This window comes from Amycolatopsis regifaucium (assembly GCF_001613935.1).
Classification (GTDB): Bacteria; Actinomycetota; Actinomycetes; order Mycobacteriales; family Pseudonocardiaceae; genus Amycolatopsis; species Amycolatopsis regifaucium.
Genome location: NZ_LQCI01000014.1, coordinates 309,440 through 331,095, shown reverse-complemented (window position 1 = coordinate 331,095; position 21,656 = coordinate 309,440). Strand labels below are relative to the sequence as shown.

21 protein-coding genes and 1 pseudogene are annotated in these 21,656 nt (G+C 69.2%); 17 read left to right on the top strand and 5 right to left on the bottom strand.

Annotation, left to right across the window (positions count from 1 at the left end):
- Positions 1 to 29 precede the first annotated feature (29 nt).
- The 9 genes from truB to AVL48_RS18420 all read left to right on the top strand — a co-directional run bounded on the left by truB (position 30) and on the right by AVL48_RS18420 (position 8,702).
- The gene (gene truB / locus AVL48_RS18460) at positions 30 to 953 is read left to right on the top strand and encodes a tRNA pseudouridine(55) synthase TruB (RefSeq protein ID WP_074038072.1); all 924 of its coding nucleotides are present in this window, start codon (positions 30 to 32) and stop codon (positions 951 to 953) included.
- 113 nt (positions 954 to 1,066) lie between these two features.
- A complete protein-coding gene (locus AVL48_RS18455) occupies positions 1,067 to 2,029 on the top strand; it encodes a bifunctional riboflavin kinase/FAD synthetase (protein WP_074038070.1) in 963 nt (320 codons plus the stop codon).
- Between the two features lie 114 nt (positions 2,030 to 2,143).
- Positions 2,144 to 2,623: a helix-turn-helix domain-containing protein gene (locus AVL48_RS18450; protein WP_037304358.1), complete on the top strand. Its 480-nt coding sequence runs from the start codon at positions 2,144 to 2,146 to the stop codon at positions 2,621 to 2,623.
- Positions 2,623 to 3,132: an RNA 2',3'-cyclic phosphodiesterase gene (gene thpR / locus AVL48_RS18445; protein WP_061983864.1), complete on the top strand. Its 510-nt coding sequence runs from the start codon at positions 2,623 to 2,625 to the stop codon at positions 3,130 to 3,132. Before AVL48_RS18450 ends, thpR begins: the two co-directional genes overlap by 1 nt.
- Positions 3,133 to 3,260: 128 nt before the next feature.
- Positions 3,261 to 3,530 carry a 30S ribosomal protein S15 gene (rpsO, locus tag AVL48_RS18440; protein ID WP_003084034.1) on the top strand — a complete coding sequence of 90 codons (270 nt, stop codon included), beginning with the start codon at positions 3,261 to 3,263 and terminating at the stop codon, positions 3,528 to 3,530.
- Between the two features lie 252 nt (positions 3,531 to 3,782).
- Positions 3,783 to 6,038 carry a polyribonucleotide nucleotidyltransferase gene (locus AVL48_RS18435; RefSeq protein WP_061983866.1) on the top strand — a complete coding sequence of 752 codons (2,256 nt, stop codon included), beginning with the start codon at positions 3,783 to 3,785 and terminating at the stop codon, positions 6,036 to 6,038.
- Between the two features lie 107 nt (positions 6,039 to 6,145).
- Positions 6,146 to 7,513 carry a M16 family metallopeptidase gene (locus AVL48_RS18430; protein WP_061983868.1) on the top strand — a complete coding sequence of 456 codons (1,368 nt, stop codon included), beginning with the start codon at positions 6,146 to 6,148 and terminating at the stop codon, positions 7,511 to 7,513.
- Positions 7,510 to 8,256, top strand: coding sequence for a 4-hydroxy-tetrahydrodipicolinate reductase (dapB, locus tag AVL48_RS18425; protein WP_061983870.1), 747 nt, complete (start codon positions 7,510 to 7,512; stop codon positions 8,254 to 8,256). Before AVL48_RS18430 ends, dapB begins: the two co-directional genes overlap by 4 nt.
- On the top strand, positions 8,253 to 8,702 hold the full coding sequence (locus AVL48_RS18420; RefSeq protein WP_061983872.1) for a tetratricopeptide repeat protein: 450 nt from the start codon (positions 8,253 to 8,255) through the stop codon (positions 8,700 to 8,702). Before dapB ends, AVL48_RS18420 begins: the two co-directional genes overlap by 4 nt.
- Before the next feature lie 49 nt (positions 8,703 to 8,751).
- Here the strand turns inward: AVL48_RS18420 and AVL48_RS18415 are convergent, their stop codons facing one another.
- Positions 8,752 to 9,273, bottom strand: a complete 522-nt coding sequence (locus AVL48_RS18415; protein WP_061983875.1) for a YqaA family protein — start codon at positions 9,271 to 9,273, stop codon at positions 8,752 to 8,754.
- Positions 9,274 to 9,423: 150 nt separating this feature from the next.
- Between AVL48_RS18415 and AVL48_RS40115 the strand changes: the two are divergent.
- A pseudogene (locus AVL48_RS40115) lies at positions 9,424 to 9,831 on the top strand (GtrA family protein); the annotation flags it as partial.
- A 66-nt stretch (positions 9,832 to 9,897) separates the two neighbouring features.
- Here the strand turns inward: AVL48_RS40115 and AVL48_RS38365 are convergent.
- Positions 9,898 to 10,458 carry a GNAT family N-acetyltransferase gene (locus AVL48_RS38365; RefSeq protein WP_074038068.1) on the bottom strand — a complete coding sequence of 187 codons (561 nt, stop codon included), beginning with the start codon at positions 10,456 to 10,458 and terminating at the stop codon, positions 9,898 to 9,900.
- Positions 10,459 to 10,517: 59 nt separating this feature from the next.
- Between AVL48_RS38365 and AVL48_RS18405 the strand changes: the two genes are divergently transcribed.
- A complete protein-coding gene (locus AVL48_RS18405) occupies positions 10,518 to 11,738 on the top strand; it encodes a winged helix-turn-helix domain-containing protein (protein ID WP_061983879.1) in 1,221 nt (406 codons plus the stop codon).
- Between the two features lie 188 nt (positions 11,739 to 11,926).
- On the opposite strand, the gene AVL48_RS18400 is transcribed toward AVL48_RS18405, so the two are convergent.
- Positions 11,927 to 12,835 (bottom strand): DUF4097 family beta strand repeat-containing protein, encoded by a 909-nt coding sequence (locus AVL48_RS18400; protein ID WP_061983881.1) that lies wholly within the window; start codon positions 12,833 to 12,835, stop codon positions 11,927 to 11,929.
- Between the two features lie 11 nt (positions 12,836 to 12,846).
- Complete coding sequence (locus tag AVL48_RS18395) at positions 12,847 to 13,371, bottom strand: toxin-antitoxin system HicB family antitoxin (RefSeq protein ID WP_061983883.1); 525 nt, start codon at positions 13,369 to 13,371, stop codon at positions 12,847 to 12,849.
- A 133-nt stretch (positions 13,372 to 13,504) separates the two neighbouring features.
- Here AVL48_RS18395 and thyX point away from each other — a divergent pair, with 133 nt between their 5' ends.
- From thyX to AVL48_RS18365, 6 genes are all read left to right on the top strand, one after another.
- The gene (gene thyX / locus AVL48_RS18390; RefSeq protein ID WP_034312167.1) at positions 13,505 to 14,257 is read left to right on the top strand and encodes an FAD-dependent thymidylate synthase; all 753 of its coding nucleotides are present in this window, start codon (positions 13,505 to 13,507) and stop codon (positions 14,255 to 14,257) included.
- Positions 14,257 to 14,649 (top strand): ACT domain-containing protein, encoded by a 393-nt coding sequence (locus AVL48_RS18385; protein WP_061983885.1) that lies wholly within the window; start codon positions 14,257 to 14,259, stop codon positions 14,647 to 14,649. Before thyX ends, AVL48_RS18385 begins: the two co-directional genes overlap by 1 nt.
- Positions 14,650 to 14,731: 82 nt before the next feature.
- Entirely contained in the window at positions 14,732 to 16,237 is a 1,506-nt protein-coding gene (locus AVL48_RS18380) for a serine/threonine-protein kinase (protein WP_061983887.1), read from the top strand.
- Between the two features lie 110 nt (positions 16,238 to 16,347).
- Positions 16,348 to 17,361, top strand: coding sequence for a 4-hydroxy-tetrahydrodipicolinate synthase (gene dapA, locus AVL48_RS18375; RefSeq protein WP_061983889.1), 1,014 nt, complete (start codon positions 16,348 to 16,350; stop codon positions 17,359 to 17,361).
- 5 nt (positions 17,362 to 17,366) lie between these two features.
- Positions 17,367 to 19,055: a ribonuclease J gene (locus AVL48_RS18370; RefSeq protein WP_425266078.1), complete on the top strand. Its 1,689-nt coding sequence runs from the start codon at positions 17,367 to 17,369 to the stop codon at positions 19,053 to 19,055.
- A gap of 66 nt (positions 19,056 to 19,121) precedes the next feature.
- On the top strand, positions 19,122 to 19,976 hold the full coding sequence (locus AVL48_RS18365) for a pentapeptide repeat-containing protein (RefSeq protein ID WP_244162302.1): 855 nt from the start codon (positions 19,122 to 19,124) through the stop codon (positions 19,974 to 19,976).
- Between the two features lie 142 nt (positions 19,977 to 20,118).
- On the opposite strand, the gene AVL48_RS18360 is transcribed toward AVL48_RS18365, so the two are convergent.
- Positions 20,119 to 21,504 carry an amino acid permease gene (locus AVL48_RS18360; protein WP_061983894.1) on the bottom strand — a complete coding sequence of 462 codons (1,386 nt, stop codon included), beginning with the start codon at positions 21,502 to 21,504 and terminating at the stop codon, positions 20,119 to 20,121.
- Between the last annotated feature and the right edge of the window lie 152 nt (positions 21,505 to 21,656).

Below are 21,656 nucleotides of genomic sequence, written 5' to 3'. Positions count from 1 at the left end.
GCGAGGACCCGAAAGATAGGGTTCGGCGCGTGTCGCGCCCCAATCAGGCTCAAGCCAAGAAACGTCCCGCTCCGCCGCCCGGTCTCGTCATCGTCGACAAGCCGTCCGGGATGACCTCCCACGACGTCGTCGCCAGGGCGCGGCGCTTCATGGGCACCCGCAAGGTCGGGCACGCCGGCACCCTGGACCCGATGGCCACCGGCGTCCTGGTGCTCGGCATCGAACGCGCGACGAAACTCCTCGGCCATCTGGCGCTGGACCGCAAGACCTATCTCGCGACCCTCTCCTTGGGCCTGTCCACCACGACCGACGACGCCGAGGGCGAGCCGATCGCCGAAGCCGCCCCGGAAACCGTCGAGAAGATCACCGACGACGCCATCGCCGCCGGGATCGCCGCGTTGTCCGGCGACATCCAGCAGGTACCGAGCGCGGTCAGCGCGGTCAAGATCGACGGGAAGCGCGCCTACGCCCGCGTCCGCGCCGGCGAAGAGGTCGTCATCCCGCCGCGTCCGGTCACCGTGCACCGGTTCGATCTGCTCGCCACCCGCCGCGAGGCCGGCCGGATCGAACTCGACGCCGTCGTCGAGTGTTCCTCCGGGACCTACGTGCGGGCGCTGGCCCGCGATCTCGGTGCCGGACTCGGCATCGGCGGGCACCTGCTCGCGTTGCGGCGCACCACGGTCGGGCCGTTCACCCTCGCCAAGGCGCGCACCCTCGACCAGCTCGAGGAGCAACCGGGGCTGTCACTGGATCTCGACGCCGCCGTCGCCGCCGCGTTCCCGCGCCGCGATCTGGACGCCCGCGCGGCCCAGGCGGTCCGATATGGACAGAGGGTGCCCGCGGCCGGGATCGAGGGAACGTACGGCATGTTCGGACCGGACGGCCGGGTGCTCGCGCTCGCCGCGGACGAAGGCGAGCTGGCCCGCTCGGTGGTCGTGTTGCTGCCCGCTTGATGTCCGGCGGTGAACCCGCGTCCGCGTTCGTCCCTTTCCGGGGTACCTCCTCAGCTCCGCCAACAGGCACTTAGGGTGGTGCACGAAACAGGCCTGGAGGAGACGGGGCACAAGTGCAGCGTTGGCGTGGTTTGGGTGACCTTCCCGGGAGCTGGGGACGGTGCGTGGTGACGATCGGCGTCTTCGACGGCGTCCATCGCGGGCATCAGGAGCTGATCTCGAGGACGGTCCGTGCCGCCGCCGAACGCGACGTCCCGAGCGTGGTGCTGACCTTCGACCCGCATCCGTCGGAGGTGATCCGGCCGGGCAGCCATCCCGCGCAGCTGAGCACGTTGCGCCGCAAGGCGGAACTGGTCGAGGGTCTCGGCGTCGACGTCTTCTGCGTACTGCCGTTCACGCTGGAACTGTCGCGGCTGACCGCGCACGAGTTCGTGCACGAGGTGCTCGTGGACAAGCTGCACGCGGCCGCGGTGATCGTGGGGGAGAACTTCACCTTCGGCGCCAAGGCCGCCGGTGACGTCAACCTCCTGCGCACACTGGGAAAGCGGTTCGGCTTCGTGGCGCACGGCGCGGAACTGCAAGGGCTGCTCGCGCGGCAGCAGACGGAGAACGAGATCACCTTCTCCTCGACCTACGTCCGCTCGTGCATCGACGCGGGCGACGTCGTCGCGGCGGCCGAGGCGCTCGGCAGGCCGCACCGGCTGGAGGGCATCGTCGTCCGGGGCGACGGCCGGGGACACGACCTCGGCTACCCGACGGCGAACCTGTCGACGCCGCGTTTCGCCGCGGTGCCCGCCGACGGGGTCTACGGCGCTTGGTTCACCCGTTCGTCGGATCCTGGCCGCCGGCTGCGCGCCGCGGTGTCGGTCGGCACCAATCCGACGTTCTCGGGGCGGGAGCGGACTGTCGAGGCCTTCGTCCTCGACATCGACGAGGACTTCTACGGGCAGCACGTTTCGCTCGATTTCGTCGCCAGGCTGCGGGATCAGGTCCGGTTCCCGACGTCGGAGGGTCTGGTGAAACAGATCGACGACGACGTCCTCCGTACCAGGGAACTGCTGGGCGAGCAGGACTGACCGGACCCGGCCGAGGCCGGTGAGAATGTACGAACACGCCCGTCACGGTGCGTCCCGGTGGCAAGATGTCACAGACCACAGGTGGCGTTGGATGGGGTTAGGGGAGCGGACCAGGTGGAGGACCACAAGATCGTCCAGCGGAACATCGCGCTGCAGAGGGAGTGGTACGGGGAGCCGCTCGGCGATCGCGTGCGGAGACTGGTCGTCGCGTTCGACATCTCCCAGGCCTTCCTCGCCGAGGTACTCGGGATCAGCGCGCCCATGCTCAGCCAGGTGATGAGCGGGCGCCGCGCGAAGATCGGCAACCCGGTCGTGCTCGCGAAGATGATCATGCTGGAGCGCAAGGTGCTGGTCCCGGCGGTCGCCGCGGGAGACCGCAAGGCCATGCAGGAGGCACTGGAAGACGTCCGCGATTCGCGGCCGACGGTGGGCCGGGACAGCATCCCGGTCGGCGCCGTCGCCGACGACCAGGGCGTGCTCGTGGCGCTGCGGGACATCGGCGAGGACGAAGACCTCACCGAGGCCGCGAAGCTGCTCGACGACGATTTCCCCGCTCTGGCGGACCTGCTGCGCCGGGCGGCCAAGAACTCCTGATGAACCTCTTCAGCGCTCTGATCCCGCCGGACGACGTCCTCGACGAGATCGCGACGGCGCTGGGGTCACCCGAAGACGGCGATTTCCGCTGGTCGCGGCGGGAACACTGGCATGTCACCCTCGGTTTCTACGGTGAGGACGACGCCGGGGAACGCGCCGCCTGGCTCGCCGGACGGCTGGCGGAGGCGACCGCGTTCGGCCTCCGGCTGGAAAAGGCCGCGACATTCCCGGGCGTGCTGTGGTTGAGTGTCACCGGAACCGGGCTCCACGAGCTGGCCGTCAAGGCAGGCGCGGGAGACGAGGGCAGGCCGTACACGGCCCACCTGACCGTGGCCCGCTTTCCCCGCGACCGGCCGATGGCCGCGAGCGCGTGGGTGAAGCGGCTGGCCGGATTCACCAGCAGGACCTGGACGGCCACCGAAGCCGTCTTGATGCGCAGTGACCGTGAGCAGGGCGCGTCGCACTACCGGGTGATCCGGTCTTACGAGCTGAAGCGCGCCCGCGCCTGAAGCCGCTGATCACGGGGCTGGTAACCTCGATGATCGGGTCCGGCTGCAGTCCGTGGCGGCCGCGACCGTCTCACCCGGCGTGAAGCAGCGTCCGGGCCGCACGGCACAGAGTATCTAGGAGCACCACAGTGGCGTTGTCCACCGAAGAAAAGAAGTCGATCCTTGCCGAGTACGGCGTGCACGACTCGGACACCGGATCCCCCGAGGCCCAGGTCGCGCTGCTGACCAAGCGCATCGTCGGCCTCACCGAGCACCTCAAGGCTCACAAGCACGACCACCACTCCCGTCGCGGGCTTCTGCTGCTGGTCGGCCGCCGCCGCCGGCTGCTGAACTACGTGATGAAGGTGGACATCGAGCGATACCGTGCGCTGATCCAGCGTCTCGGCCTCCGCCGATAGCTTGACCCCGAGGGGGAGTGGCCACATCGGTCGCTCCCCCTCGGTTTAAGAACAGAACGCCCTCTCCACGTGAGGGGCATGGCGCGAGCGCGCACGAGGATCCGTCCGCCGGTCCTCGGTAGTGGTTCCCGGGTAACGGCCCGGGGGCTTCGATCGAAGACCGGCCTCACTCCTCGAGCGTCCGCAGGCGAAACAGGTCCCAGGGTGGGAGACTCGCGTCATTACAGAGGAACAAAAGAGGAGATACACCCTATGACCGACTCCACCGGAGTCACCGTGCACGAAACCGAAGCCGTCATCGACAACGGCCGTTTCGGCACTCGCACCGTCCGCTTCGAGACCGGCCGTCTGGCCCGTCAGGCCGCCGGTTCCGTCGTCGCGTACCTCGACGAAGAGACCATGCTGCTCTCCGCGACCACCGCGTCGAAGCACCCGAAGGACCACTTCGACTTCTTCCCGCTGACCGTGGACGTCGAAGAGCGGATGTACGCCGCCGGACGCATCCCCGGCGCGTTCTTCCGCCGTGAGGGCCGCCCGTCGACCGACGCGATCCTCACCTGCCGCCTGATCGACCGGCCGCTGCGCCCGTCGTTCGCCGACGGTCTCCGCAACGAGATCCAGGTCGTCATCACCGTCCAGAGCCTCAACCCGGACGACCCGTACGACGTGCTCGCGATCAACGCGGCTTCGGCCTCGACCCAGATCGCCGGGCTGCCGTTCTCCGGTCCGGTCGGCGGCGTCCGCGTCGCGCTGATCGAGGGCCAGTGGGTCGCGTTCCCGACCTGGAAGCAGCTGGAAGAGGCCACCTTCAACATGGTGGTCGCCGGCCGCATCGTCGGTGACGACGTCGCCATCATGATGGTCGAGGCCGAGGGCACCGAGCACACGCTCGACCTGATCGCCGCCGGTGGCAAGGCGCCCGACGAGATCACCGTCGCCGAGGGCCTCGAGGCCTCGAAGCCGTTCATCAAGGTGCTGTGCGAGGCCCAGCAGCAGCTGGCCGAGCTGGCCGCCAAGCCGACCGGCGAGTTCCCGGTCTTCCTCGCCTACGAGCAGGACGCCTTCGACGCCGTCGCCGCGATCGCGACCGACGACCTCGCGAACGCGCTGACCATCGCGGGCAAGCAGGATCGCGACAACGCGACCGACGAGGTCAAGGCCGCGGTGCTGGAGAAGATCGGCCTGGGCGAGGGCGAAGCCTTCCAGGGTCGTGAGAAGGAGATCGGCGCGGCGTTCAAGGCCTTGTCGAAGAAGATCATGCGCAAGCGCGTCCTCACGGACAAGATCCGGATGGACGGCCGCGGCCTGACCGACATCCGGTCGCTCGCCGCCGAGGTCGCCGTGATCCCGCGGGCGCACGGTTCCGCGCTGTTCGAGCGCGGTGAGACCCAGATCCTGGGCGTCACCACGCTGAACATGCTCCGCATGGAGCAGCAGATCGACTCGCTCTCCCCGGAGACCACGAAGCGGTACCTGCACCACTACAACTTCCCGCCGTTCTCCACCGGCGAGACCGGCCGCGTCGGTTCGCCGAAGCGGCGCGAGATCGGCCACGGCATGCTCGCCGAGCGCGCCCTGGTCCCGGTCCTGCCGAAGCGCGACGAGTTCCCGTACGCGATCCGCCAGGTCTCCGAGGCGCTGGGCTCCAACGGCTCCACCTCGATGGGCTCGGTCTGTGCCTCGACCATGGCGCTGCTGAACGCGGGTGTCCCGCTGAAGGCGCCGGTCGCCGGTATCGCCATGGGCCTCATCTCCGACGAGGTCGACGGCGAGACCCGCTACGTCGCGCTGACCGACATCCTCGGTGCCGAAGACGCCATGGGCGACATGGACTTCAAGGTCGCCGGCACCAAGGACATCATCACCGCGCTGCAGCTGGACACGAAGCTCGACGGCATCCCCTCGGAGGTCCTCGGCGCCGCGCTGAAGCAGGCGAAGGACGCTCGCCTCACCATCCTCGAGGTCATCGCCGAGGCGATCGACGCTCCGGACGAGATGAGCCCGTTCGCCCCGCGCGTCACCAGCGTGAAGATCCCGGTGGACAAGATCGGCGAGGTCATCGGCCCGAAGGGCAAGATGATCAACTCGATCACCGAGGAGACCGGCGCCGACATCTCCATCGAGGACGACGGCACGATCTACGTGGGCGCGGCCGACGGCCCGTCGGCGGAGGCGGCGATCGACAAGATCAACGCCATCGCCAACCCGCAGCTGCCCAAGGTCGGCGAGCGCTTCCTCGGCACCGTGGTGAAGACGGCCGCGTTCGGCGCGTTCGTCTCGCTGCTGCCGGGCAAGGACGGCCTGGTGCACATCTCGAAGCTGGGCAACGGCAAGCGGATCGCCAAGGTCGAGGACGTGGTCAACGTGGGCGACAAGCTCCGCGTCGAGATCGCCGACATCGACAACCGCGGCAAGATCAGCCTGATCGTGGTCCAGGAAGAGGACACGGCGGACGCCAAGGCGGCCGAAAGCGAGAAGGCCGACGCTCCGAAGGCCGACGCCAAGTAGGTCCGGCCAGATCGATGTGAAACGCCAGGAAAGGGTCGTTCGGGACGCGCCGCCGCTCCAAAGCGGGTCCTGAACGGCCCTTTCCTGACCTGTGAGTAAGGGATCCGTTGGCGCGATCAAGCACAGCCGGGCACGAGCAGCCCGTCGGCAGCACCCGTACGCTCGAGTCCACTTCGGACGGTGCGGTGGTCAAGCGCAGCGTCCTGGCCGGTGGCCTCCGGGTGATCACCGAGCACGTGCCCGCGTCCCGGTCGGTGACGGTCGGGTTGTGGGTCGGCGTGGGATCGCGCGACGAGCCGTCGTCGGTCGAAGGCGCCGCGCACTACCTCGAACACCTGCTGTTCAAGGGCACCACGAACCGTGACGCCACCCAGATCGCCGAGGAGATCGACGCGGTCGGCGGCGAGTTCAACGCGTTCACCGCGAAGGAGCACACCTGCTACTACGCGCAGGTGCTCGACGAGGACCTGCCGCTCGCGATGGACCTCGTGACCGATGTCGTGTTCGAGGCGCTGTGCACGGACTCCGACGTCGAGACCGAGCGCAGTGTCGTGCTCGAAGAGATCTCGATGCGTGACGACGACCCCGAGGACCTGCTGCACGAGACGTTCGTCGGCGCGATTCTCGGCGAACACCCGCTGGGCCGCCCCGTGCTCGGCAGCGAGAAGTCCATCGTGGAGATGTCCGCGTCGGCGCTGCGCGGGTTCTACCGGCGCCGCTACACCCTGCCGCGGATGGTGCTCGCCGTCGCCGGGAACATCGAACACGGCCAGGTGCTTCGCTTGGTGCGCAAGGCTTTGCGGGACCGCCTGACCGGTACGGCCACTCCGGTGCCGCCGCGGTCGGGCCGCGCGCGGATCGCGAGGGTGCCGAAGCTCGCCCTGCACACCGACGACACCGAGCAGGCCCACGTCATGCTCGGCCTGCGGTCGCTGTCACGGCACGACGACCGGCGGTTCGCGCAGTCGGTGCTCAACGCCGCGCTCGGTGGCGGGATGAGTTCGCGCCTGTTCCAGGAAGTCCGCGAAAAGCGAGGGCTGGCGTACCAGGTGTATTCGTCCATCGCGAGCTACGCCGACGCCGGGCACATGGCCGTGTACGCGGGCTGCCAGCCCGAGAAGCTCGGCGAGGTCGCCGGCGTGATCCGCGAGGTGCTCGAACTCGTGGGCAAGGACGGGCTGAGCGAAGCCGAGGTCGCGCGCGCGAAGGGGCAGTTGCGGGGCGGGCTCGTGCTCGGCCTGGAGGACACCTCGTCGCGGATGTCGCGCATCGGCAAGAACGAACTGAACTACGGCCGGTATCTCGGCGTCGACGACACGGTGGCGCGGATCGACGCCGTCACCACCGAAGAGGTCTGTGCGCTCGCTCGCACTCTGCTGCACCGCCCTGGTGGCGTGTCGGCGGCGGCGGTGGTCGGGCCGTACGCTCACGCCGACGACCTGCCGGACGATCTGCACGAGGTGATCGCATCATGACCGCTGGAATTCGCGTCGGTGTGCTGGGCGCACGCGGCCGGATGGGCCAGGAAGTGGTCGGTGCCGTGAACGGCGCCGACGACATGGAACTCGTCGCCGCGCTCGACGCCGGTGACGACTTCTCGGTGCTCAAGCAGGCAGAGGTCGTCGTCGACTTCACCCATCCCGACGCGGTGATGGACAACCTGGAATTCCTGACGGTCAACGGGATCCACGCCGTCGTCGGCACCACCGGCTTCAGCGAGGAGCGGCTGGAGAAGCTGCGTTCGTGGCTCGCCGCCGACCCGTCGATCGGCGTGCTCATCGCGCCGAACTTCGCCCTCGGCGCGGTGCTGGCCATGCGGTTCGCCCAGCAGGCGGCGCGGTTCTACAACTGCGCCGAGGTCATCGAACTGCACCACAACCGCAAGGCCGACGCCCCGTCCGGAACGGCGGCGCACACCGCGCGGCTGATCGGCGAGGCCCGCGCGGCGGCTGGACTCGAACCGGGCGACGACGCGACGACGTCCGAAATGGACGGTGCCCGGGGCGCGCTCGTCGAGGACGTCCGCGTGCACTCGGTCCGGCTGCCCGGACTGGTGGCGCACGAGGAGATCCTGTTCGGCGGCGAGGGCGAAACACTGACCATCCGGCACGACTCGCTGCACCGCACCTCGTTCATGCCGGGTGTGCTGCTCGGCGTGCGCTCGGTGCGCACGCGGCCCGGCCTGACGGTCGGTCTCGAGAACATCCTCGACCTGTGAGGGCCCGCAACTTCGCGCTGGTGATGACGGCGGCGCTCGCCGTCTACGTCGTCCTGCTGGCGGGGCGGGGCATCGCGTTGGTGCGCACCGGCGAGACGGTGCCGGTGCTCTTCGGCGTCGGTGTGCTGCTGCTGCCGTTGCTCGGGGTCTGGATCATCGTCACCACCTGGCGCTCCGGCGTCCAGATCCAGCGGCTTTCGCGGCGGCTGGACGAAGAAGGCGGCCTGCCCGACGTGTCCGACCTGCCCCGGCGGCCATCCGGCCGGGTGGATCGCGACGCCGCGGACGCCTGGTTCGACGAACGCCGCGCCGAGGTCGAGGCGGATCAGGAGAACTGGCGGGTCTGGTACCGGCTCGCTTACGCCTACGAGATCGCCGGCGACCGGAAGCGGGCCAGGGCGACCATGCGCCGCGCTGTGGAACTCGAAGCCGCTTCCCGCACTTAGAGGACTGAACGCGTTCGCCCCACGCATTCAGAGGGCGAAATGCGGGCGGTCAGTAGTGGAACCAGCCCGCGAACAACGCCGGTGACGCGGCCAGCAGGCTGAACCGCAGCCAGCGGCCCACGAACCCGGTGGCGAGGAAGCTCGCCAGCGGCATGTTCACCAAGCCCGCCAGCACGCTCGTGGCCATGTACGGCGGCAGACCGATGACCGAACTGACGCCGTAGGTACCCGCCATCCAGTGCGGGTGGCGGTGGCAGCGTTCGCGAAGGGCGTCGAGCCGGGCGCGCATCTTCTTGGTCCGCGCCCGCCATCGTTCGCGACGCGGTGTGGGCGGCCGTTCCCGGTGCAGCCGGTCGTGCAGTGGTTTCGGCAGCTTGATCTTGCCGCGCGCGGCGAGGTAGTAGAGCGTCTTCCCGCCCACCTGACCCGCGGCGACGACGGCGCCGAGCAGCAGCCACGGCAAGGTCGGTTCGCTCGCGCAGAGGCCGATGAGGAACATTTCGACACTGACGATGGGAAGGATCGCGGAGCCGAAGGCGACACCGAACGACAGGAGCAACCAGCCCACCATCGTTGCCTCCCCGTTATCTTCGTTCTCTCCAAGCTATCAGCTGAAAACCAGGACGCACTGGGGTCAACCCCCGTTCCCGGCTTCCCGGACGCACCCAGAAGATCACCTGTTCGTCGGCTCGCGGCCACCTGCCGCTGTCATGCTGAAGCCGTGGCCGACGTGCACGACGCGGTCCGCGGCAAGGGGTTCGCGGATCACTTCGCCGACTTCTGCGCGGCCGTGGTCCGGCGCCTCCCCTTCGGGCTCTCCCGGCTGGTGGCGCCGAGTTTCCTCGGTTTCGCGCTCATCAACGGGTTCACCTTCGGGATCGACCTGATTCTGCTGACCCTGCTCCGGGGCTGGCTCGGCCTGCCGGTGTGGCTGGCGATCACGCTCGCGTACGCGACCGCGTTCGGGCTGAGCTTCGTGCTGAACCGCGGCATGAACTTCCGCTCGCACGCGCCCGTGGGCAGGCAGGCGGTGCTGTACGTCGCCGCGATCGTCGTCAACTATGTGGCGTTCCTGCTCGGCGTCGGCGCGGGACTGGCCGCGCTGGGCGTCGACTATCGCCTTTCCCGGCTCATCGCCGGGGCGTGCGAAGGCGTCTTCATGTACTCGGTGATGCGCTGGGTCGTGTTCGCGGACTCAGGGCGCGAGCTCGAGGTCGAGGCCGCCGGTGAGCCGGACTTCGCGCACGCTCGTGCTTCCCGTGTCGAGGATGCGGACGGTCCCGTCGGGGGACCAGCCCGCGCGGCGGAAGAACCCCAGTGACGGGTGATCGGTCTGGGCCACCCAGCTGATCCCGCGGGTGGCGCCCTCCTCGCGCAGCCACGCGGACGCGTTCGCCAGCAGCCGTCCCGCGTGCCCGCGCCGTCCCCAGCGCGGTTCGACCAGGAGTGAGGCGATGAGCGCCGTCGTCGCGGCGTCGTCGGGCAGCGAACCGTCCGCGGCGGCCACCTCGCTCTCCGGAGCCCGGCCGGCGACGCAGAAACCGACGGTGAACTCGCCTTCGACGGCGACGAAGACACGCGTGCCCGGGTATTCGATCGTTTCGGCCCAGGTCTTTTCGAGTTCCACGGCGTCGAGTTCGGCGACGGCCGCTTCGCCGAGCAACTCCGTGTAGGCGCTTCGCCAGGTATCGCGTTGGATGCGGGCGATCTCGGCGGCGTCGGAAACGACGGCGGGGCGGACTTCGGCGACGGCCATGGTGCGCAGGTTATCGGTGCCGCGGAAAACTGTCGGTGGTGGATGGCACCATTCCGGCAATGAGCACTACGACCATCAGCGGGCCGGTCGCGCGCCGGATCGCCTTGGCCGCGCAGGGGTTCGCCGACGCGCGGCCGAGCGGACCGGCGACCAGGCGGCATCTGCAGCGCGTGCTGTCGCGGATCCAGTTGCTGCAGCTGGATTCGGTGAACGTCGCGGTCCGCGCGCACTACATGCCGCTGTTCTCCCGGCTCGGCGCGTACGAGCCCACGCTGGTGGACGACGCGGCCTGGTCCCATTCCACGCGCAAGCCACGGATGCTGGTCGAATCCTGGGCACACGAGGCGAGTCTGCTGCCGGTGGCGGACTGGCCACTGCTGCGGTCCGGCGCGAAACGCATGGGCTGGTGGACGAACTACGCGCGGGTGCTGGAGCAGACGCCCGGTCTGGTGGACGACATCCTCGCCGTGGTCAAGGAGAAGGGACCGATCGGCGCGGGCGGCATCGAGCGGGCGCTGGAGAACGATGGCATGCGCCGTAAACCCGGCTCGTGGTGGGAGCGTTCCGAGGTCAAGAAGGCGTGCGAATGGCTGTTCGGCGTGGGGCAGCTGACGACCGGCACGCGCCGGTCGTTCGAGCGGCTGTACGACCTGACCGAACGCGTGGTCCCGCCGGAGATCCTGGCGCGGCAGGTGACCCCGGAGGAGGGCGCGCGCGAACTGATCACCCGCTCGGCCGTCGCGCTGGGCATCGGCACCGAACCGGATCTGCGGGACTACTACCGGCTCGGCCCCGACGTCAGCAAACGGGCGGTGGCCGAACTGGTCGAGGCGGGCGTGCTGGAGCCGGTGACCGTGGAGGGCTGGCCGGCGGTGGCGTACCGGCATGTCGCGGCGAAGGCGCCGAGGTCGGTCACCGGCCGCGCGCTGCTTTCGCCGTTCGACCCGCTGATCTGGGAACGCGCCCGTACCGAGCGCATCTTCGACTTCTTCTACCGCATCGAGATCTACGTCCCCGAACCGAAGCGGATCTACGGCTACTACGTGTTCCCGTTCCTGCTCGACGGCGAACTCGTCGGCCGGGTCGACCTCAAAGCCGATCGCGCCGCTGGGCTGCTGCGCGTTCAGGGCGCCTTCGCCGAGCCGGGGGTGGACGTCGCGCGGGTCGCGAGCGAGCTGGCGGGCGAACTGCGGCTGATGGCGGACTGGCAGGGACTGGACGGGGTCGCGGTGGGGGAGCGGGGCGACCTCGCTCCGGTGCTTTCCCGGCTGGTGCGCTGAGTTGCTCGCGCTGTGTCTCGCGTTCCGCAATGAAGGGGCCTTTCATCGCAAATTTTGCGATGAAAGGCCCCTTCATTGCGGCTGCTTACCTCGGCAACCGGTTCCGCGAAGTGAGCGAGGGACCTTCGCTCCCACCCCCGTGGAAAAGTGAGAGCAAAGGTCCCTCGATCCCCCTGCGGTCAGCGGCCTCACCGGGCCGCGCTGGTCACCACCGCGTCGCCGGTGCCGGTCCGCGCCCGCACCTTCAGCGAGACCTCCGAAGGCGCGGTTTCCGCGACCTCCAGCTCGCTCGAGACCGAACCGGTCGTCGACGAAAGGTCGACCTCGGCGTGCACGCCGCCGCGGATCGCCACCCGGACCGCGCCCGACCCGGTGGTCAGCTCCAGCGCCCCGGAGGCGGCGTCCGCCACCGAAAGGTCGCCACTGCCGGTGCGCGCCAGTACCTCGCCCGCGATCTCGCCGAGCCAGACGTCACCCGTACCGGTCGCGATCGTGGCCGAACCGCCCAGCGAGGACGCCTCGACCGAGCCGCTGCCGGTGCGCAGCTGCAAACCGGACTGCGTCGCGCCGAGCTTGATGTCGCCGGTGCCGGTGCGGACGATGGCCGAACCGTCGGCCCGCTCCAGGCCGACCTTGCCCGCCCCGGTCATGACGTCGGCTCGCCCGGCGACCCCGGACACCGTGACGTCGGCCGCCCCGGCCCGCACCTCCAGATGCGAACCGGCGGGTGCCCGGACGGTCACCGCGAGCGGGACGTTCTTCAGTTGCCAGGCCTTCGGCGCCTGGACGACGAGCCGGTTGCCGACCTTCTCGACCCGTGTCTGCGCCACGGCGTCCTCCGCCGACGTCCCCGGCGAACCGCCGAGCTGGTCGCCGAAGCGTTCCCCGACCCAGCTGAGCAGGCTCGTCATCCCGTCCACCCACGGCTGCTGCTCGCCGCCGTCGCGGCGGACCTCGGCGTGGGCACCGGTCTCGTCGGTCAGTTCGATGGTCACCCGGCCGATGGCCACGCTCACGTCGATTTCGATCGGGCCCTCGGCCTCGAACTCCTCGACGCGCACGGTCTCTTCACCCGCGGGAGTGTTTTCCTCGGTCATTTTCCGTCCCCTCAGCCCTGGACCCAGCCGTGCAGGTGGGAACCGGCACCGCCGCCCGGCTTCTGCTTGTGGTGCCAGTGCTCGCCGCCGCCCTTGCCCAGCGCGCCCTGGACGGCCTGCGAAACGAACGTGTTCAGCGAAACGCCTTGAGAGGCGGCCGCGGCTTCCGCCTGGCCCTTGACCTGCTCGAACAGGCGTAGCGTGATGCGGGTGATGTCGCCCGTGTCCACCTTGGGCGCGCGCGGGGTTTCCCGTGGCGCTTCCTGGCGGGGCGGGGCCTGCTCGGTGCTCTCGCCCGCGCCGGTGACGACGACGCGCACGTCGCGGCCGTCGAGCCGGACGTCGACGACGTGCCCCGGCAGCGCCGAGGTCACTTCGGCGGCCAGGTCCGCGAGGGCGTTCATGAGCGTCAGCCGGGCGGCGGGCTCCAGCGCCGACGACAGCAGCGCGGCGGCGCGCCGTGTCTGCTCGTCGCCGGCCGAAGCCGTGTTCGCGAGGTCCTCGCGAAGGCTTGTGATGTACGGCGTCAGATCCATGACACCACTATGACGTCACTTGTGATGTCAGTCAAGAAGCCGATGACGTCACCGTGATGTCGCCCGGTCGTCGAACCAAGCTGCGGTTACGCTGCCCGGAGTCGTGGAGCAGGGGTCGAAAAGGAGTGCGAACGTGGCCGAGACCGTGTCACCCAAGGTTCAACTGATCGCGAAGACGGAGTTCTTCCCGCCGTCGGACGTACCGTGGTCGACCGACGCCGACGGTGGTGAGGCACTGGCCGAATTCGCGGGCCGGGCCTGCTACCAGTCCTGGAAGAAGCCGAACCCGAAGACGGCGACCAACGCCGGCTACCTCGAGCACATCATCGACGTCGGCCACCTGTCGGTGCTGGAGCACGGCTCCGTCAGCTTCTACATCACCGGGATCTCCCGGTCGCTGACGCACGAGCTGATCCGCCACCGGCACTTCTCCTACTCGCAGCTCTCCCAGCGCTACGTCCCGGAGCGCGACGCCGCGTTCGTCGAGCCCGACGTCATCGCGCAGGACCCCGAGCTGCACGCGAAGTTCCTCGCCGCCTCGCAGGCCGCCGTCGACGCCTACACCGAGCTGCTCGCCGGCCTGGAGGAGAAGTTCGCCGACGTGCCGAGCGCGACCCTGCGCCGCAAGCAGGCCCGCCAGGCCGCGCGCGCCGTACTGCCCAACGCGACCGAGACCCGCATCGTGGTCACCGGCAACTACCGCGCCTGGCGCCACTTCATCGCGATGCGCGCCACCGAGCACGCCGACGTCGAGATCCGCGCCCTGGCCATCGAGTGCCTGCGCGAGCTGCAGAAGGCTTCGGGCAACGTGTTCGCGGACTTCACCATCTCCGCGCTGCCCGACGGCACCGAGGTCGCGTCCAGCCCGAAGGTTCTCGAGGGCTGATGCGGCGCCTCGCGATCGACGTCCGGCCAGGCGAGTACGCGGTCGCCCGCCTCGCCCCGGACGCGCCGGTTCCGGCGAATCTGCTCGACCCCGGAGAGCCCGTGCTGATCTCCATCACGCGGACGCCCGAAGAGCTGTCGGTGATCTGCCCGGCCGGTCTCGCACCGGCCGGGGCCACGGTCGAGGACGGCTGGCGGCTGCTGTCGGTCCGCGGGCCGCTGGCGTTCACGCTGACCGGCATCATCGCGGCGCTGTCGAGCGAATTGGCCGCCGCCGGGGTGGCGCTGTTCTCGATGTCCACTTTCGACACCGACCACGTCCTGGTCCGGGGCACCGAGCTCGAACGTGCCGTGAAGGCACTTCAGGAGTCCGGCCACGAGGTCACAGTCTGATTCACGAGCTCGGCGAAGGAACCTTTCGGGGCGCGAACGGGTCCGAGTCGGCATCCTGCGCGAATCGAAGGAGCATCGAACCTTGACCGACGAACAGACCCGTCCATATGGGCCGCCACAGCAGACGCGGCAGGCTTCCGGCGCGCGGATCATCGCCGGCCGATACGCCCTGCTGGGCGAGCTCGGCCGTGGTGGGATGGGCATCGTCTGGCGCGCACAGGATCAGGTGATCGGCCGCCAGGTGGCGATCAAGGAGCTGAAGTTCCCTAACGCCCCCGAGGACGCTTCGGTGCTGACGGAGCGGATGTTGCGCGAGGTCCGCTCCGCCGGGCGCCTCAACGACCCGGCCGTCGTCACCGTGTACGACGTCGTCACCGAGAACAGCGCCACCTACATCGTGATGGAGCTGGTCGAGGCGCCGACGCTGGCCGACCTGGTGCGTGACCGCGGCCCCCTGCCCGCCCAGCAGATCGCGCTGGTGGGAGAGCGGGTGCTGTCCGCGCTGCGGGCCGCGCACGCCGCCGGGATCGTGCACCGCGACGTCAAGCCCGCGAACATCATGGTCTCGCCGGACGGCCGGGTGAAGCTCACCGATTTCGGCATCGCGCACGCCGCCGACGACCCGCGCCTGACCACCAGCGGCATGATCGTCGGCTCGCCCGCGTTCATGGCGCCGGAACGGGTCGAAGGCCGCGACGCGATGCCCGAATCCGACCTCTGGTCGCTGGGCACGACGTTGTTCTTCGCCGCCGAGGGCATCGTCGCGTTCGAACGGTCGACCACCGCGGCCACCCTGCACGCGATCATGACCGAGGCGCCGTACCTGACCAGGGTCCAGGGCCCGCTGGCCGCCGCGATCCTCGGCCTGCTGGTCACCAAACCCGAAGCGCGGATGTCCTACGACCAGGTGCGGAGCCTGCTTTCGGCCGCGCAGGGCGTGCAGGCCCAGCCGACCCCGCCTTCGGGTGGAACGGCGATGTCGCACCCCGGCCAGCCGATGACCCGGCTCGCGCCGACCCCGCCGAAACGCAATCTGCGTCCACTGTGGCTCAGCCTGGCCGCGGTCGCCGTGATCGGCGCGCTGGTCGGCGGGATCTTCCTGGGCCGATGGATGGCCGCGCCGGAGGGGAACAGCCAGGCCCAGCCCACGCTCACCTACGGCATCAACGGCCAGCTCAAGATCGACCTCTCCGGGGACTGCTACAACGTCCCGCTCGCCGACAACGTCACGATGAACAGCGAGACCAGCGGGAACTGCGCCAAGAATCACCTGGTCGAGGTCTACGCGAAGGGTGATCTGCTCGACGTCCAGTCGGCGAGCGACAAGGACGCCGCGGTCGCCGCCTACCCTGGAGCCGAGATGGTGAACCGGATCGCCGAGGCGATCTGTTCGGCGACGTTCAACTCGGGCGTGGTGCCGGCGCAGCAGCGGAGCGGGCTCTACTGGCGGGCCGTCGTCCCGACCGAGGCGGAGTGGAACCGGCCGCTGAGCGAGGAGAACACCGACTACTCGCGCGAGTACCTGTGCTTGCTCGCCAAGGTCGATGGCGGGCAGCTCACCTCGCAGATCACCACCAAGGTCAAATAGCTCACACAGAGTTTGCGCCGAGTCCGGCTTCGCCACGGAAAATCTCCCGTATCGGCGGGAACGACCACGTCGGCAAGGGGTCGGACGGCCGCAGGAGGTACCTTCACAGCATGTCCACTCCACCTACCGCAGCGCCGGGAAGACCGTTCGGGCGCGTGCTCACCGCGATGGCCACCCCCTTCGACGCCGACGGCGCGCTGGACCTGAAGCGGGCGCAGGAGCTGGCCGAACACCTCGTGGAACTGGGCAACGACGGTCTCGTCGTGAACGGCACGACCGGGGAAAGCCCCACCACGACCGACGCCGAGAAGACCGAGCTGGTCCGCGCCGTCGTCGAAGCCGTCGGTGATCGCGCGACGATCGTCGCCGGGGCGGGCACGAACAACACCGCGCACAGCATCGAGCAGGCGAAGCAGGCCGAAGCGGCCGGCGCCCACGGCATCCTCGTCGTCACGCCGTATTACTCGCGGCCCAGCCAGGCCGGGCTTTACGCGCACTTCACCACGGTCGCCGACGCCACCGAACTGCCGGTGATGCTCTACGACATCCCGCCGCGTTCGATCGTCCCCATCGAGGTCGACACGCTGCTGAGGCTCGCCGAGCACCCGCGTATCCTCGCGGTCAAGGACGCCAAGGGCGACCTGATAGCCGGCTCCGAGGTCATCGCGAACACCCAGCTCGCCTACTACTCCGGTGACGACGGCCTCAACCTCCCGTGGATCTCCGTCGGCGGCACCGGCGTGGTCAGCGTGATCGGACACGTCGTCGCGGGCCGGATCCGCGGCATGATGGACGCCTACGAGTCCGGCGACACCTCCACCGCGCGCACCAACCACCGCGGCATGCTGCCCGTCCTGCGGGCGATGTCCCGGGTCGGCGGTGTCGCGTTCTCGAAGGCGGCCCTGCGGTTGCGCGGCTTCGACATCGGCGACCCGCGGCTGCCCATCGTGGCCGCCAGCGACGAGCAGCTCCAGGCGATTTCCGCCGATCTCGCCCAGGGTGGCGTGCCGCTCGGCGACAGCGCCGTCAGCGACTGGCATGGTGCTCGGGTGGCACAAGCAGATTCAGCGGCGGCCTATACGGCGCCGACCTCACATACCAGCGTAGGGACCATGCCTCGGTGAGTTCATTGTCAACCGGACCCGGACCGACCACCCCGCCGCCCGCGCTGCCCGAAGGCGCCCTGCGCGTGGTCGCGCTCGGCGGAATCGGCGAAGTCGGCCGCAACATGACCGTCTTCGAATTCGGCGGCCGTCTGCTGATCGTCGACTGCGGGGTCCTCTTCCCCGAAGACGACCAGCCGGGCGTCGACCTGATCCTGCCCGACTTCCGCGCGATCGAAGACCGCTTGGAGGACATCGACGGCCTCGTCCTCACCCACGGGCACGAGGATCACATCGGTGCCGTCCCGTTCCTCCTGCGGCTCGTCCCGGACCTCAAGATCTACGGTTCGCGGTTCACGAACGCGCTGCTCGCGGCCAAGGCCAAGGAGCACCGCCAGCGGCCGAACCTGATCGAGGTCCGCGAGGGCGAGCGGCGCAAGGTCGGCGACTTCGACCTGGAGTTCTTCGCGGTCAACCACTCGATCCCGGACGCGCTCGCGGTGGCCATCCGCACCCCGGCGGGTGTGGTGCTGCACACCGGCGACATCAAGCTCGACCAGCTCCCGCTCGATGGGCGGCTGACCGACCTCGCCGGATTCTCCCGCCTCGGCGACGAGGGCGTGGACCTGTTCTGCGTCGACTCCACCAACGCCGAGGTCCCCGGGTTCGTCATGCCGGAGCGCGACATCGGCCCGGTGCTCGACGACGTCATCCGCAAGGTCGACCAGCGCGTCATCGTCGCCTGTTTCGCGAGCCACGTGCACCGCGTGCAGCAGGTGCTCGACGCCGCCACGCGGCACGGCCGCCGCGTCGCCTTCGTCGGCCGGTCGATGGTCCGGAACATGGGCATCGCCGCCGACCTCGGGCTGCTGAACGTGCCGGACGGACTTCTGGTCAACCTCGACCAGGCCAGCGACCTGCCCGAAAGCAAGGTGCTGTTCGTGTCGACCGGTTCGCAGGGCGAGCCGCTGTCGGCGCTGTCGCGGATGGCGCGCGGCGAGCACCGGCAGATCTCGATCCGCGCGGGTGACACCGTCGTGCTGGCCAGCTCGATGATCCCGGGCAACGAGACCGCCGTCTTCGGCGTCGTCAACGGCCTCACCCGGCTCGGCGCGAACGTCGTCCACCAGGGCAACGCCAAGGTGCACGTGTCCGGCCACGCGTCGGCGGGCGAGCTGCTGTACCTGTACAACGCGGTGCGTCCCAGCAACGTCATGCCGGTGCACGGGGAGTGGAAGCACCTGCGCGCCAACGGTGAACTGGCCGTGCGCACCGGTGTCGCGCCGGAGAACGTGGTCATCGCCGAAGACGGGGTCGTGGTCGACCTCGTCGACGGCAAGGCCTCGCGGACCGGCCGGGTCGAGGTCGGGCACGTGTACGTCGACGGCCTGTCGGTCGGCGACGTCGGCGAGTCGACCCTGTCCGACAGGCTCGTGCTCGGCGAGGGTGGCTTCATCGCGATCACGGTCGCCGTGGACACCAGCACGGGTCGCGCGGTGACCCGCCCGACGGTGTCCGGGCGCGGATTCTCCGACGATCCGAAGGCGCTCGACGCCGTGCTCCCGATGGTCGAGATGGAACTCGCGCGGACCGAAGCCGAGGGCATCACCGACACACATCGCATCGCGCAGGCCGTGCGCCGCGTCGTCGGCCGCTGGGTCGCCGACACCTACCGGCGCCGTCCGATGATCGTGCCGACGGTCATCCCCGTTTAGCAGTAATCCGCGAGAAGGCCCCTTTACTCAGTCGAGTGAAGGGGCCTTTTCGCGCATAATCGCCGCATGGCGACAGGGATGGTCATGGTCGGGGTACACGTCATAGGCGCGCTGGCGGGGGTGGCGCTCGGGATCGGCGCGGTCTATCTCGTCCGGATGATCATCGAGGGTGTCCGCCGCGACCGGCGGATCCCGCCCGAGGAGGTGGTCCCGGGACTCCAGCGGGACGACTGGGAACGTCTCGAGGCCATGATGGACAGTGAGGACGCCGCCGAGCGCCTCGAAAGTTTCGCTGTCCTGGAACGCTATGGGCGCGAAGACGCTGATGCCAGGGAAGACGTCGTCGCGATGACTTGCGCCTATTTGCGCAAGCCTTTCCCACACCCCTCCGAGGACGATGAAGAACTCGAAATCCGGCGCGCCGCACAGGGGCTTCTCACGCGGCACTTCAGGTGGCCCGCGGGTGAGGCGCGGCCGTTCGAGTTCTGGGAGATCGAAGAGCTGAACCTGAAGGACGCGGTCCTTGTCGAACCCGACTTCGCGGACACCGTCCTCGAAGACGTCAATCTCCAGGACAGCCTGATCGTCCGCGGGGACTTTCGCCGGACGCGGTTCCTGTCGTACGTCAATTTCGACAGGGCGTGCTTCACCGGCGACACCGACTTCCGCGGTGCGTCGTTCCCCGCGCATGCGACCTTCGCCGCCGCGATGTTCAGCGGGACGACCACGTTCGCCGACGCCGAGTTCGACCAAGACGCCGACTTCACCGGCGCGCGGGTGGAACACCCCGACGCCGCGCATTCGTGGCCGTCGGGGTGGCGTGCTTGGGCGACCTCGCCGGTCGCTCAGGCCCGGCTCATCCCGGTGACGTCCGACGCGCGACCACCGGATCCGGGGCAGAACCAAGAAGTCACCGGGTAGTGAAGGCCGCACGGGATCGTCGGGGACGTCGAGTGTCCCGGATCTTCCGTTGATCAAGGTGGGGGACCGGGCGACGATGCCCGCGGGTCACGACCAGCGCACCCCACCCCTTTCCGTCACCCTCGACCCAGAAACCCGCCCCCTACGACGTCGAGCCGGATCGCCGTCGCTGGAGGAAGTAGACGCCGAGGATCACCGCCAGGCTGATCAAGCTCAGGTACAGCTGGGCCCGCGTGTCCGCGTCCACGAACAGCATCGACGCGACCACGGCCAGCGTCCCGGCCAACGTGAGCCGGCTGAGCCACGGGTAGCCCCACATGCGCAGCTTCAGCCGTTCCGGTGCCTCGGCTTCCAGACGGCGCCGCATCCGCAGCTGCGATCCGGCGATGATCGCGTAGACGAACAACGCGACCGCGCCGGCGGAGTTGATGATGAAGTAAAAGATCTTGTCCGGAGACAAGAAGTTCATCACCACGGCGACGTAACCGACCGAAGTGGACACCAGGATCGCCTTCCACGGAACCCCGCGCCGGTTCGTGTCCGCGATCCATTTCGGCGCCCAGCCGTTGCCGCGCAACGCGAACAGCATGCGGGAAGCGGTGTACAGCCCGGAATTCAGCACCGACAGCACGGCGGTCAGCACCACCGCGCTGACGACGGTCTCGGCGGCGGGGATGCCGAAGCGGCCGAACGCGGCGGCGAACGGGCTCGTCGTGGTCGGGATGTCACGCCAGCCGGTGATCATCACCAGTAGCGTCACCGAACCGACGTAGAACACGATCACACGCCACACGATCGACGACGTCGCCTTGCGTACGGCCGCTTCGGGTTCCCGGGATTCGGCGGCGGCGATGGTGACGATCTCCGCGCCGAAATAGGAGAAGATCACGATCACCACACCGTGCACCACCGAGAACGGGCCGTTGGCGAGGAAGCCGTCTTGCGCGATGTTGCCGACCGAGAACGATCCGCCGGGCCAGAGGCCGAGTACGAACAGGATGCCGACGACCAGGAACACCACGATCGTGGCGATCTTGACCGACGCGAGCCAGAATTCCGTCTCGCCGAACGAGCGTGCCGAGCCGAGGTTGGTCGCGGTCAGCAGCAGCATCAGCACCAGCGAGAAGATCCATTGCGGCACAACGGGAATCCAGGCCTGCAGGAGCTTCGCCCCGGCGACGGCCTCGAACGCGACCACGCCGACCCAGAAGTACCAGTACAGCCAGCCGACGGTGAAACCCGCCCAGCCGCCGAGCGAGGTCCGCGCGTACTCCATGAAGGAGCCTTGGGACGGCGCGGCCGTCGCCATTTCGCCGAGCATCCGCATCACCAGCACGACGATGAGGCCGCCGATGGCGTAGGAGAGGACGGCCGCCGGGCCGACGGTGTGGATGACCGCGCCGCTGCCGATGAACAGGCTCGCGCCGATGATGCCACCGAGCGCGATCATCCGGACGTGGCGTTGCCGCAGGTCCGGGCGGAGACCGTCGCGTTCGGCGATCCGCTCCGGAGAGGTTTCGGCGTCCATTCGCGGGTTGCCTCCTGTCGGCGTGGCGGCGGATCGCGGGATTCTCGCACCGCGCGGCCCGGAGGAAAAGTATTTGCGCAACCCCGGTGAACGGACCGATGTGGACTCTGCCAACCTAGGCATCTCCACCGCGCGTTCCGAGGAGCACTTCG